Source organism: Phyllobacterium myrsinacearum (assembly GCF_014138285.1).
In the GTDB taxonomy this organism is placed as follows: Bacteria; Pseudomonadota; Alphaproteobacteria; order Rhizobiales; family Rhizobiaceae; genus Phyllobacterium; species Phyllobacterium myrsinacearum_A.
Window position 1 is genome coordinate 84,475 of the sequence record NZ_JACGXN010000012.1, and the last position, 13,531, is coordinate 98,005.

The 13,531-nt window shown below is 57.3% G+C and carries 10 protein-coding genes; 4 read left to right on the forward strand and 6 right to left on the reverse strand.

The window, feature by feature from the left end:
- Window positions 1–16: 16 nt before the first annotated feature.
- Complete coding sequence (locus tag FHW16_RS23885; protein ID WP_182551839.1) at window positions 17–1,219, forward strand: DUF459 domain-containing protein; 1,203 nt, start codon at window positions 17–19, stop codon at window positions 1,217–1,219.
- A 47-nt stretch (window positions 1,220–1,266) separates the two neighbouring features.
- Here the strand turns inward: FHW16_RS23885 and FHW16_RS23890 are convergent, their stop codons facing one another.
- The 3 genes from FHW16_RS23890 to FHW16_RS23900 all read right to left on the reverse strand — a co-directional run bounded on the left by FHW16_RS23890 (window position 1,267) and on the right by FHW16_RS23900 (window position 8,014).
- Window positions 1,267–2,721: a glutamate synthase subunit beta gene (locus FHW16_RS23890; protein ID WP_182551795.1), complete on the reverse strand. Its 1,455-nt coding sequence runs from the start codon at window positions 2,719–2,721 to the stop codon at window positions 1,267–1,269.
- Between the two features lie 116 nt (window positions 2,722–2,837).
- Window positions 2,838–7,556, reverse strand: a complete 4,719-nt coding sequence (gene gltB / locus FHW16_RS23895) for a glutamate synthase large subunit (protein WP_182551796.1) — start codon at window positions 7,554–7,556, stop codon at window positions 2,838–2,840.
- Between the two features lie 314 nt (window positions 7,557–7,870).
- Window positions 7,871–8,014, reverse strand: coding sequence for a hypothetical protein (locus tag FHW16_RS23900; protein WP_182551797.1), 144 nt, complete (start codon window positions 8,012–8,014; stop codon window positions 7,871–7,873).
- Here FHW16_RS23900 and FHW16_RS23905 point away from each other — a divergent pair.
- On the forward strand, window positions 8,009–9,058 hold the full coding sequence (locus FHW16_RS23905; RefSeq protein WP_182551798.1) for a threonine aldolase family protein: 1,050 nt from the start codon (window positions 8,009–8,011) through the stop codon (window positions 9,056–9,058). The two genes, FHW16_RS23900 and FHW16_RS23905, sit on opposite strands and share 6 nt — an antisense overlap.
- A gap of 47 nt (window positions 9,059–9,105) precedes the next feature.
- Here the strand turns inward: FHW16_RS23905 and FHW16_RS23910 are convergent, their stop codons facing one another.
- Window positions 9,106–9,576 (reverse strand): Hsp20 family protein, encoded by a 471-nt coding sequence (locus FHW16_RS23910; RefSeq protein WP_182551799.1) that lies wholly within the window; start codon window positions 9,574–9,576, stop codon window positions 9,106–9,108.
- A gap of 297 nt (window positions 9,577–9,873) precedes the next feature.
- On the opposite strand from FHW16_RS23910, the gene FHW16_RS23915 reads away from it, so the two are divergent.
- Together FHW16_RS23915 and FHW16_RS23920 are read left to right on the forward strand one after the other, a co-directional pair.
- Window positions 9,874–10,323 carry a hypothetical protein gene (locus tag FHW16_RS23915; protein WP_182551800.1) on the forward strand — a complete coding sequence of 150 codons (450 nt, stop codon included), beginning with the start codon at window positions 9,874–9,876 and terminating at the stop codon, window positions 10,321–10,323.
- A gap of 194 nt (window positions 10,324–10,517) precedes the next feature.
- Entirely contained in the window at window positions 10,518–11,495 is a 978-nt protein-coding gene (locus FHW16_RS23920) for an alpha/beta fold hydrolase (protein WP_182551801.1), read from the forward strand.
- Window positions 11,496–11,553: 58 nt separating this feature from the next.
- Here FHW16_RS23920 and hisN read toward each other — a convergent pair whose 3' ends face one another.
- Entirely contained in the window at window positions 11,554–12,327 is a 774-nt protein-coding gene (gene hisN / locus FHW16_RS23925; RefSeq protein ID WP_182551802.1) for a histidinol-phosphatase, read from the reverse strand.
- 249 nt (window positions 12,328–12,576) lie between these two features.
- On the reverse strand, window positions 12,577–13,467 hold the full coding sequence (locus FHW16_RS23930; RefSeq protein WP_182551803.1) for an N-formylglutamate amidohydrolase: 891 nt from the start codon (window positions 13,465–13,467) through the stop codon (window positions 12,577–12,579).
- Window positions 13,468–13,531: the final 64 nt, after the last annotated feature.

Genomic DNA, 13,531 nt, shown 5'->3' on the forward strand with positions numbered 1-13,531 from the left:
AAACGTCATGGGTACAATGAAGCGACCGGCTCGTCTGATTCGTTGCCTTGTTGTATCCGTGTCACTCGGTGCAGCCGGTGCGCTTGTTTTTTCCGACATCGCCGCAGCGCAGGAGCGCACCCTGCTTGATATGCTGTTCGGCTCGCGCCGTGAGGTCTATCGCGAGAATACGGACCGGATGATCTTTGATGAGAACAACCGGCCCGCCCGCCCGCCGAAGAACCGCACCACCAAACGGGCAGAACGCCCGAAACCACAGCCGACCGCACCCGCGGGTGGAAACGCCGCGCCTGCTGCCGAACCCGTCATTCCATCCAAACTCGCTGATGCCAAGACCATCCTCGTCATCGGCGATTTCATGGCCAGCGGGCTGGCCGAAGGGCTTGACGCAGCCTTCATGGATTCGCCCGGCGTACGGGTTGTCGACAAGAGCGATGGTTCGTCCGGCTTTGTCCGCAGCGATCACCGCGACTGGCCAGCCACGGTGGGCAGTCTGATCGAGGCGGAAAAGCCGGCCGTCGTCGTGATGATGATCGGTGCGAATGACCGCCAGCAATTCGTCAATGGACCGGCACTGCAAAGCGAAGAATGGGCAAAGCAGTATCAGACGCGGATCAAGGGATTCCTGGAAGCGGTAAAGAAGACCGGTCGCCCCGTTGTCTGGGTCGGGCAGCCTTCGTTCAAATTCAAGAACATGACCAATGATTTGCTGGCGTTCAACGAGCTTTATCGCAGCGCAACGGAAAAGGCCGACGGCAAATTCGTCGACGTCTGGGAGGGCTTTGTCGACCAGAGCGGCAGCTTTACGCTGTCCGGCTTCGACGTGTCGGGGCAGACCGCGCGCCTGCGTAACAATGATGGCGTCGGACTGACTACGGCTGGCAAACGCAAACTCGCCTTCTATGCGGAAAAGCCATTACGGCAGATGCTAGGCAATGCAACATCGCCGGCCATTGCCGCCATCAAGCCCGGTTCACCCGTGCAGGCGCTGCCCGAAACACCGCAGGCACCTGTTAAAATCGATCGTATCGCGCCGATCAGCCTGAATGACCCGGAACTGGATGGTGGAACCGATCTTCTCGGCGCGGCGCCAAAGGGCACGCCTGCGGACAAGTCGGCGCAGGACAAACTGCTGATGCAAGGTGCGGCACCCGAAGCCCAACCGGGCCGGATCAATGATTATTCCTGGCCCAGAAAACCCGAAGCAACGACGAAATGATCGTGGATGCGGTGACCCTTCCGCTGCGGAAGGGTCAAGTCTTTTGATCAGCGCGGCAGAACCGATGCGCCCATCAGCGCCTCGTCAATGGCCTGTGCTGCCTGTCGGCCTTCACGGATCGCCCAGACGACCAGCGACTGGCCGCGGCGGATATCACCCGCTGTAAAGAGCTTGTCGACGCTGGTGCGGTAGTCCTTGTCATTGGCCACAAGCGAACGGTTGCCGCGGCGATCCGCACGCATCTCCAGTGCATCGCCGAGTTCCTTGACCACGCTGGTCTCGAACGGACCGGAGAAACCAATGGCTATAAATGCCAGATCCGCCTTGATATAGAATTCCGTGCCGGGAACAGGCTTGCGTGCCTCGTCGACCTCACAGCATTTGACATGCGTCAACGTGCCATTTTCGCCAATGAATTCAAGTGTTGCCACCTGGAACTCACGGTCTGCACCTTCAGCCTGCGAAGAGGATGTACGCATCTTTGTCGCCCAGTAGGGCCAGACGCTGAGCTTGTCTTCCTTCTCAGGCGGCTGCGGACGGATATCGAGCTGAGTGACCTTGACCGCGCCCTGACGGAACGCCGTGCCGACACAGTCGGAAGCCGTATCACCACCGCCGACCACGACCACATGGCGGCCTGAAGCAACGATGGAATCGCTCGGCCAAGCCACGGATTCGATGTTCTCGCGGCCAACCCGGCGATTCTGCTGCACGAGATAGTTCATCGCATCGTGAACGCCTTCAAGCTCGGCCCCTGGGATGCCTGCCGGACGAGGTGTTTCCGCGCCGCCGCAATAGAGCACTGCGTCATAGGTGTCGAGCAGTTCCCGCACCGGCTTGTCGATACCGACATTGACGCCATAGAAGAAGGTAACGCCCTCACCTTCCATCTGCGCCACGCGCCGATCGATGAAATGCTTCTCCATCTTGAAATCCGGGATACCATAGCGCAGCAGACCACCGGCGCGGCTCTCACGCTCATAGACGTGTACTTCATGGCCCGCGCGGGCAAGCTGCTGTGCAGCGGCCATTCCAGCAGGGCCAGACCCGATGACGGCAACGTTCTTGCCTGTCTTCGACGCTGCTGGCTGCGGAATGATGAAGCCCTTTTCATAGGCCTTGTCGGCAATTGCCTGTTCCACAGTCTTGATGGAAACCGGCACGTCTTCCAGATTGAGCGTGCAGGCTTCCTCGCACGGTGCCGGGCAGATACGGCCTGTGAACTCAGGGAAATTGTTGGTGGAATGCAGGTTGCGGATCGCCTCGTCCCAATTGTCGTTGTAGACGAGATCGTTCCAGTCAGGAATCTGGTTGTGGATCGGGCAGCCTGTCGGCCCGTGGCAGAACGGAATGCCGCAATCCATGCAGCGCGCCGCCTGCTTTTTCACTTCGCCGTCAGTCATGGGAATGGTGAATTCCCGAAAATGGCGAATGCGGTCAGACGCTGGCTGATACTTTCCAACCTGCCGGTCGATCTCTAGAAAACCTGTAACCTTACCCATAAAACTGCTCCCCTCACCCTTGGAGGACCACCCGTTCCCTTCGTTGGGTCTGGGCAGCATTGGACCCCATGCCGAGCATCATCCTGATGACGCTCGAAGCAGGGAGTGCGTTGATTTTATTCCGCTGCGACACCCATCCGCATGCGCTCCATATCTTCGAGCGCGCGGCGATATTCGACCGGCATGACTTTCACGAATTTCGGCCGGAAGGTTTCCCAGTTGTCGAGAATTTCCTTTGCCCGGCCCGAGCCCGTGTAATGCATGTGGTTCGAGATGAGCTGCACAAGGCGTTCCTCATCGTGTCTGGTCATATTGGCCGAGACATCAACACGGCCCTTATGGGCCAGATCACCGCCGTGATGGTGCAGTTTCTCGAGGATATCGTCCTCTTCCGGCACCGGTTCAAGCTCCACCATCGCCATGTTGCAGCGCTGGGCAAAGTCACCGGCTTCATCAAGGACGTAGGCCACGCCGCCGGACATGCCCGCCGCAAAGTTGCGTCCCGTCTGACCGATGACCACCACGACACCGCCAGTCATGTACTCGCAGCCATGATCACCCGTTCCTTCAACCACGGCAATGGCGCCTGAGTTGCGGACCGCAAAACGTTCACCCGCGACACCTCGGAAATAGGCCTCACCCTCGATGGCGCCGTAGAGCACCGTATTGCCGACGATGATGGAGTCCTCGGGCACGATTTTCGTATCGTCCGGCGGACGAATGACGATACGTCCCCCGCACAGGCCCTTGCCGACATAATCATTGCCGTCACCAATCAGCTCAAACGAAATACCCCGCGCCAGGAATGCGCCGAAGGATTGTCCAGCCGTGCCGGTGAACTTGACCGAGATCGTATCTTCCTTGAGGCCTTTGTGCCGATAGCGCTTGGCCACCTCGCCAGAAAGCATCGCACCTGCCGAACGATCGACGTTCTTGATCGGCATTTCGATCTTGACCGGAAGTTTGCTTTCCAGTGCAGGCATCGCCTGTTCGATCAGCTTGCGATCCAGAATATCGACGATCGGATGGTTCTGCCGTTCGGTCCAGCGCGTCTTTTCCTCCGGCGCTTCCGGCTTGTGGAAAATACGGGTAAAATCGAGGCCCTTGGCTTTCCAGTGATCGATCATCTCGCGCTTTCCGAGAAGCTCGGCCTTGCCGACGATCTCTTCAAGCCTGGTGTATCCCATGTCCGCCAGAAACTGCCGCACCTCTTCCGCCATGAAGAAGAAGAAGTTGATGACGTGCTCCGGCGTGCCCTTGAAACGCTTGCGCAGGACAGGGTCCTGTGTTGCCACGCCGACAGGGCAGGTGTTGAGATGACACTTGCGCATCATGATGCAACCAGCAGAAATCAGCGGCGCCGTGGAGAAGCCGAATTCGTCAGCACCGAGCAAAGCGCCGATGATCACGTCACGGCCGGTGCGCAGACCGCCATCCACCTGCAAGGCGATGCGGGAACGCAGACCGTTGAGCACCAGCGTCTGCTGTGTCTCGGCAAGACCCATTTCCCATGGGGAACCGGCGTGCTTCAGCGAGGTCAGCGGCGACGCACCCGTTCCGCCATCATAGCCCGATATGGTGATGTGATCGGCACGCGCCTTGGCAACGCCTGCTGCAACTGTGCCCACGCCCACTTCCGATACCAGCTTGACCGAGACATCCGCTTCCGGATTGACGTTCTTCAGATCGTAGATGAGCTGCGCCAGATCCTCGATGGAGTAGATGTCATGGTGTGGCGGCGGCGAAATCAGGCCAACGCCCGGTGTCGAGTGACGGGTCTTGGCAACCGTTGCATCGACCTTGTGGCCGGGCAGCTGGCCGCCTTCGCCGGGCTTGGCGCCCTGCGCAACCTTGATCTGCATCATGTCGGAGTTGACGAGATATTCCGTCGTCACGCCGAAGCGTCCCGATGCGACCTGCTTGATGGCAGAACGTTCCGGGTTCGGCTTGCCATCCGGCAGCGGATAAAAGCGATCCGGCTCTTCGCCGCCCTCACCTGTGTTCGACTTGCCGCCAATCCGGTTCATGGCGATAGCGAGCGTTGTATGCGCTTCGCGGCTGATCGAGCCGAACGACATGGCGCCGGTCGAGAACCGCTTGACGATTTCCTTGGCCGGTTCAACGTCATCGATGGAGACAGGCTTGCGCCCGGCATCTTCAGCCATCTTGATCTTGAAGAGACCGCGAATGGTCTGGGCCCGGGCAGACTCGCTGTTCACGAGATCAGAATATTCCTTGAACGTCGTGGCCGAGTCCGTGCGAACCGCGTGCTGCAACTTGGCAACGGCATCCGGTGACCAGAGATGTGCCTCGCCGCGCATGCGGTAGGCATATTCCCCACCCACTTCCAGCGTGCTGATCAGGACAGGATCGTTGCCGAATGCATCGCGGTGGCGGCGAACCGTCTCCTCGGCCACTTCCTCGAGACCAACGCCTTCGATCGTTGTTGCCGTTCCAAAGAAGAAGCGGTCAACAAATTCCGACTTGAGACCGACCGCATCGAAAATCTGCGCACCGCAATAGGACTGATAGGTGGAAATGCCCATCTTGGACATAACCTTGAGAATGCCCTTGCCGATCGACTTCATGTAACGCGATACGACTTCCTTAGGATCAACCTCCGGCGGAAACTCACCGCGCTTGTGCATGTCGAGCAGCGTGTCGAAAGCCAGATAGGGGTTGATTGCTTCCGCACCGTATCCGGCCAGGCAGCAGAAATGGTGCACTTCGCGCGGCTCGCCCGATTCCACGACCAGACCAACCGAGGTGCGCAGGCCCTTGCGGATGAGATGATGATGGACAGCCGCTGTCGCCAGAAGCGCCGGGATGGGAATCCGGTCCGGCCCCACCTGACGGTCGGACAGAATGATGATGTTGTAGCCGCCATGTACGGCCGCTTCGGCGCGATCGCACAGACGCTCCAGCGCACCGGTCATGCCAGCCGCGCCTTCCTCGACATTATAGGCGATATCCAGCGTCTTCGTGTCGAAGCGATCTTCGGTGTGGCCGATGGAGCGGATCTTTTCCAGATCGCCATTGGTCAGGATCGGCTGGCGCACTTCCAGACGCTTGCGGCGGGACGTACCGACCAGATCAAAAATGTTCGGGCGCGGACCGATGAACGAGACAAGGCTCATCACCAGTTCCTCGCGGATCGGATCGATCGGCGGGTTGGTGACCTGTGCAAAGTTCTGCTTGAAATAGGTATAAAGCAGCTTCGACTTGTCGGACATGGCCGAGATCGGCGTGTCCGTACCCATCGAACCAATGGCTTCCTGACCCGTCGTAGCCATCGGCGCCATCAGGAGCTTGGTGTCTTCCTGCGTATAGCCGAAGGACTGCTGACGATCGAGCAGGCTGACATCCTTGCGCAAGGCGCGCGGCTCAACCGGGCTCAACTCTTCGAGAATGAGCTGCGTGTTCTTCAGCCACGTCTTGTAGGGGTGGCGGTTGGCGATCTCGGACTTGATCGTGTCATCGGAGACGATCTCACCCTTTTCCATGTCGATCAGCAGCATGCGGCCCGGCTGGAGCCGCCACTTCTTGACGATCTTTTCCTCCGGCACAGGCAGCACGCCGGCTTCCGACGCCATGATGACAAAATCATCATCCGTGACGAGGTAACGCGCCGGACGCAGGCCATTGCGATCCAGCGTCGCGCCGATCTGGCGGCCATCGGTGAAGGCAACCGCCGCGGGTCCATCCCATGGCTCCATGAGGGCGGCATGATATTCGTAGAAAGCCTTGCGGTCGTCGGACATCAGCTTGTTGCCCGACCAAGCCTCGGGAATGAGCATCATCATCGAATGCGCAAGCGAGTAACCACCCTGGAACAGGAATTCCAGCGCGTTGTCGAAACAGGCCGTGTCGGACTGACCTTCATAGGAGATCGGCCAGAGCTTCGAAATGTCGTTGCCAAAGAATTCGCTGTCGACCGAAGCCTGACGCGCCGCCATCCAGTTGACATTGCCACGCAGGGTGTTGATTTCACCATTATGCGCAACCATGCGATAGGGGTGCGCCAGCTTCCATGACGGGAACGTGTTGGTCGAGAACCGCTGATGCACCAGCGCCACCGCGCTGACAAAGCGCGGATCCTTCAGGTCCTTGTAATAGGCACCAACCTGATAGGCGAGGAACATGCCCTTGTAGACAATGGTTCGCGCCGACATGGACACGACATAGAAATCGCTCTCCTTGCCGCCGTTCTCCTGGTAGATACGGTTCGAAATCACCTTGCGCAGGATAAAGAGCCGGCCTTCGAAATCTTCATTGGTTTCGATGTTCGGGTTGCGTCCGATGAACACCTGACGGTGGAAAGGTTCCGTTGCCGCAATATGCGGCGCTTTGGACAGGGAGGAATTGTCGACAGGAACATCGCGGAAGCCGATCAGCGTCTGACCTTCCGAGGCGATGACTTCCGTGATGACGGTTTCAATATGGGCGCGCTCTTCGGCATCCTGCGGCATGAAGAGATAGCCGACCGCATAATGATTGACTGGCGGCAGTTCCACGCCCTTCTCTGCCCATTCCGCGCGGAAAAACGCATCGGGGATCTGCACGAGCATGCCCGCGCCATCACCCATCAGCGGGTCAGCGCCCACGGCGCCGCGATGTGTCAGGTTTTCGAGCATGAACAGCCCGTCTTCAATGATCTTGTGGGACTTCACGCCCTTCATATGCGCGACAAAGCCAACACCGCAGGCGTCATGCTCGTTGCGCGGATCATACAGGCCTTGTCGGGCGGGAATTCCAGACGATTTATTGGTTTTGACCGCACGAGTCTGTACGGCCTGAGCAAGTTCAGTCGTTACAGATGGCGTCAAATCCGACATCGTCAATTCCTCCAAATAGGCCCCGTGGGGCGGTCAATTTCTCGCAGGACGGAATAGCATATATTCCTGCCCCTTCCGGTGCGGCATATCTTCCGATAGCAAACTGCGGTCACCATTTTGAGGACGGAAGCATCTTTGCTTGCCGTCCTACGTTCGGATCATGCAAATTAGGACAGCATTGCTGTCATATCCTCGTATGCCAGAATAATTCCAAACAAACAAGATGGAAAAGCAAAAAATAACAGCATTGGACGAAATATCATTGCGCCAAGTACGCACAATTATGCCTTTCATTGCGAAACAGGCGGTTTCCCCTAAATATACGAGAGAAAACAGGCAGTTCCGCCGCGCTCACCAAGCGCCAACTGCGAGAAAGCAACCATCTTCTTCTTTTCAGCCAGAATGGAAAAGCGTAAGCGTGGCGGCGTCAGTTCCATATCCGAGGTCATTTCATGCATTTTGCATCCGATAACTGGGCCGGAGCCCATCCGAAAATTGCCGAGAATCTGAACAAGCATGCCAGCGGCTTCGCTTCCGCCTACGGTACGAGCGATCTGGACCGCGCCGTCGAGAAAACATTCAGCGAAATTTTCGAACGCGACGTCGCCGTCTTTTTTGTCGGGACAGGAACAGCGGCGAATTCGCTGGCGCAGGCAAGCATCGTCCGCCCCGGCGGTATTACCTTTGCCCACCGCGAAGCACACATGATAGCGGATGAAGCAGGAGCACCCGGTTTTTTTGCGAACGGGGCACGGGTCCAGGCAGTAGATGGGCCAACCGGCCACATTGCTATCGACAATCTGAAAGCAGCAATGAACGGCTTCCCCAAGGGCCATGTTCATGCTGGCCAACCGATGAGTGTTTCGATTACGCAGTCGACCGAAAGCGGCACAATTTATGAACTGGCCGACATCGCGGCAATCTCAGCAATCTGCAAGGAAAATGGACTGCCGCTGCACATGGATGGCGCCCGTTTTGCCAATGCGCTTGTCTCGCTTGGCTGTTCACCGGCCGAGATGACATGGAAACAGGGTGTCGATATTCTGTCTTTCGGCGGCACCAAGAACGGCTGCTGGTGTGCGGAAGCACTGGTGTTCATGAATCCTGAACAGGCAAAGCAGCTGCCCTATATCCGCATGCGGTCCGCGCAGAATTTTTCCAAGTCCCGCTTCATCGCGGCCCAGTTCGAGGCCTATTTTGCCGACGGGCTATGGCTGGAAACAGCAGCGCATGCCAATGCCAAGGCGGCGGAACTGGCGAAGCTGATCAGCAATTCGAACGATCTGCGCCTGGCCTGGCAGCCGCGTGCCAATGAAGTGTTCGCCATCATGAAAAAGCAGACATCGGCGAAACTGCAGGCTGCAGGCGCTGTTTTCTATGACTGGCACACGCCCCATGCCGAAAAGAGCCTCGTTGCGGAGGATGAGACAATCACCCGTTTCGTCACAAGCTTTGCCACGACCTCTGCAGAGATCAGCCGCTTCGGCGACCTCATCGCATAAAAAAAGCGGCGCAAACGCGCCGCTTCTTTCACTCAAGCCATAAAGACTTAGTTCGTCGTCTTGGCTTCGATCTGCTTGGCTGTCTTTTCAGACAGGGCAGTCACAGCGATCTTGCGCGGCTTCATTTCCTCGGGAATTTCGCGCTTGAGATCAATGTGCAGCAAGCCGTTTTTCAGGCTGGCACCACTGACTTCAACGAAATCGGCAAGGTGGAAGCGGCGTTCGAACGCGCGGGAAGCTATGCCGCGATACAGTGTTTCAGCACTGTCGTCCGATGTTTCAGCACCTTTCTCGCCGGTCACCTTGAGCTGGTTGCGATGGGCTTCGATCTGGATTTCATCTTCCGAGAAGCCGGCAACGGCCATGGTGATGCGATAGGTGTTCTCGCCGGTCCGCTCAATATTATAGGGCGGATAGGACTGAGCACCGTCTGGCTGAGCCAGCGAATCAAGAATGGTGAAAAGCCGGTCAAAACCGACAGTCGAACGATAGAGTGGGGAAAAATCCACGTGACGCATAGTAAGCCCTCCTTTAGAGCGACAATGTTGCGTGTTCTGGCTCTTTAAGAGACTCCCTCAATGGCAAGTCCCGCTGAACCAGTGACCCCGTTATGGCGGTCACATCAGGTATTTGGTAAGGCGCCAGAGCCATTTCAAGCCCTATTCTGCCGCTGGATTTCGCGGCTTTTAGTCGGCCGAATGCCCCTCGGCAGCGATGAACGCAATATGAACGCGCCCTTCGGGATACGTTCACACGTCCCTGACTATAAACACAACCAACGCCGGAAACACTCCGGCACCACAAAGGACGAGATGATGAAAAAGACTGTTCTTGCACTGACTGCCGCCGCCCTGCTGGTCACAGGCTTTTCTGCCTCGGCCATGGCCGATGACGGGTTCTATCGCGGCGACCGGACAGTCTATCTGGATGATGGTGGTGACGTTGGCGGCATGCTCGTTCAGGACCGCCGCTTCTATGGTGATCGCCGTGAAGAATGGCGCCGCGAAGAACGCTTCCGTGACCAGATTGGACCCCGCGAAGTGAGCCGTATGCTGGAACGCCGTGGTTACCGCGTCCGTGATGTGAACTTTGAGCGCGGCCGTTATTTTGTTCAGGCATGGCGCCGTGGCACACCGGTGCTGGTCACCGTGTCCCGCGATGGCGACATACTTGATACCCGTGTGATGGGTGATCGTCGCGGCTACCGCGACCGCCGCAGCGACAATGGTTTCAGCATCGAGATTCGCCCCGCGAACGACTACTGATTTTAAGATCGTTTCAGGTGTAACGTCCCTTCCGCCTGGAATGTACTGACCGGAAGCTCTTCCAAGGGTTTCCGGTCATTTTTTTGTTTTTATGAGAACCCCTGTTTGACCTTTATTGCCATGCATTTTATCAAAAGATGCAAATGCACCCGTGCGATCCCCTCACAGGCGGGACAAGGACTGACCGGTAACCAATGACCCACCCGCTTGTCGAAACAGCCGCCAATCCGACACCGCAAGATGCACGCGTTGATACATTGCCGCTCAAAAGCGGCAAGGAACTCCGCTATGCGATCTTTCCAGCCACCACGCATCCTGTTCAGGGCACAGTGGTCATCCTGCAGGGCCGCAACGAATGCATTGAAAAGTATTTCGAGACTGTTCGCGATATTACGAAACGCGGCTTTACGGTTGCCGCTTTCGACTGGCGCGGCCAAGGCGGATCAAGCCGCATGCTGCGTGATCCGGCACGCGGACATATCAGGAGCTTCGATCACTATGCCAGTGATCTGGAACTATTGTTTGAAAGTGTGCTCCTGCCCGATTGTCGCGGGCCGTTCTATGTCCTGGCGCATTCCACCGGCGCACTGGTCGCGCTCCTCGCAGCCCCGGCTCTCGCAAACCGTATCCGCCGTTTGGTGCTCATGGCGCCGCTTCTCGACGTCAATGGCGGCCGCCTCGGCAAAATGCTGCTGAGTGCCGTCGCCAATACCTTGCGCTCAACCGGTCTTGGCCGGGTCTATATCCGCGGCGGCAAACCGGTCACCAAACCCTTCGCGATCAACGAGGTCACCTCCGACGCCGCGCGCTATGTCCGCAATAACGAGATCTTCAAAGCAGCTCCGGAACTTGCCATTGGCGGCGCAACAGCCGGCTGGATCGCGTCCGCTGCCAAGGCGATCCGCCGGGTGACCGAGCCCGATTATATTGAGGCCATACGCATTCCGACGCTTGTTGTTGCGGCCGGCGCAGACCGAATCGTCTCCACACCGGCGATTGAGCGGTTCGCCCTGCAATTGCGCAATGCCACGCTGATCACGATCGACGGCGCAAGACATGAAATCCTTCAGGAAAAGGACTTCTATCGCGAACAGTTTTTTGCGGCTTTCGATGCTTTTATTCCGGGAACCGGCGGCGATATGACAGAAAGCGAAAACGAACAGGCCACCTAGAGCCTATCCTGTTTAAACAGAACGGTTCTATTTAAGCAGGATAGGCTCTAGACCAATCTCAGCGGTTGAGAAGCTCCAGCGCCTGTTCGTGCAATTCCTTCGAACCCGCCGCCACGATATCGCCGGCCTTTTCCGCCGGACCGCCGTCCCAGTTGGTGATCACGCCGCCAGCCTTTTCGATGATCGGCACCAGCGCAACAATATCGTAGGGATGCAAGGCGGTCTCAACCACCAGATCGACAAAACCGGCGGCAATCATGGCATAGCCGTAACAGTCGGCACCATAACGCGGCATGCGTACGCTCCGCTCCACACGATCATAGGCCTCGCGCTTCTTGTCCTTGAACAGTGCGGGCGTCGTGGTGAACAGCGTCGCCTGAGCGATATCAGGATTCTGCCTGGTTTTCAGCTGGCGCGGACCGCCCGGCCCTTCGTAGTAGGAGGCTACACCGTCGCACATGAAGAGTTCGCCGGTAAAAGGCTGCGCCATAACGCCAGCCACCGCATCGCCGTCAATGGTCAGACCCGCAAGCGTGCCCCACACAGGAAGCCCAGAAATGAATGCCCTGGTCCCATCGATGGGATCGATCACCCAGACATGTGAGGCGGCAAGATTCTCTGAACCGAACTCCTCTCCCATGATTCCATGGTCAGGGTAGGTTCTGTTGATCAACGCGCGAATCGCCCGTTCAGCTTCTTTGTCCGCTTCGGTAACCGGATCGAATCCGACCTGATATTTGTTGTCGATGGACGAAATGGTGCGAAAACGGGGTAGCGTTTGTTCTGCCGCAACCTGTGCAATTTGCCTCAAAAACGAAAGTTCAATGGCCAAAGTGGTTCCTCACGATCAAAATTTTCTCATTTAACTGCATTGTCGGCTAAATTTTTGCATTTTTTTTAGGCACATAATTATCGTGCTTAAAAAACCGCACAAATCGCTTGACATTTGTGCGATGCAGCATAGATTGGTTAACAGACGGGGCGACCTGTCTATGCCCTCCTTGGGCGTTTCCTCCCTAGACTTGGACCGCGCACTTGCGCGGTCTTTTTTTGTTTTCAAGCGGGTGAACGCGCCACGTCGCTATTCCGCGGCGAGTGGAACATCGAGGAAATGAAAGTCCGGAAGCGACACAAGATCGGCCAGGAATTGACTGATGTCGCGTTGCAGCTGATTGAATCCCGATTTCCGCTCGTAATTGTGCTCGTTGAGGTAGAGCCCGCGATTGACCTCGATCTGCAGCGCATGGAACCGCTTGAGCGGGCGCCCGTAATGCTCGGTTATGTAGCCACCCGCATAGGGCTTGTTGTGTGTCACCGCGTAACCCATCTCGCGCAGCAGGTGGATTGCAGCATTGGACAATTCCGGTGAACAACTGGTGCCAAAGCGGTCACCGATGATGAAATCCGGACGCAAACCGCTTTCCGGGAATCGGATCCCCGTCGGCATGGAATGACAATCGACCAGCACGCCGTAGCCAAAGCGGCTGCGCGTTTCCACCAGCACCTCGGCGAGGAGTGCATGATAGGGCTTGTAGATCGTGTTGATACGCCCGAGCGCTTCCTCGACAGGCAGTTTCTGCGCGTAGATTTCCTGACCTTCCCCGACAAGGCGCGGAACTGTACCAAGGCCACCGGCAACACGGGCAGAATTTGCATTGGCATAGGAAGGAAGCGAATCGCTGAACATTTTCGCGTCCAGCTCATAGGGCTCGCGATTGACGTCGAGATAGGCGCGCGGAAAATGCGCCACAAGCATCGGCGCGCCCAGCATCACGCTGGCGGCAAAAAGCTGATCGACAAAACAGTCTTCCGACCGGCGAATCGTTTGTGCATCCAGCTGTGACTGCTGGAGGAAAGCCGGCGGGTAAACCTGACCGCTGTGCGGTGAATTGAAAACAAACGGAATACGCTGTTCAGCCGGTCGCCGCAGTTCATAGGGCAGCTTGTCAGGGAAATCACGCTCGATGGTCATTATTCACTTCGAAGGTTTGCTTGAATATACAGCTACTTTAGAGCAAGTTCGCGCCGGAGGGAAT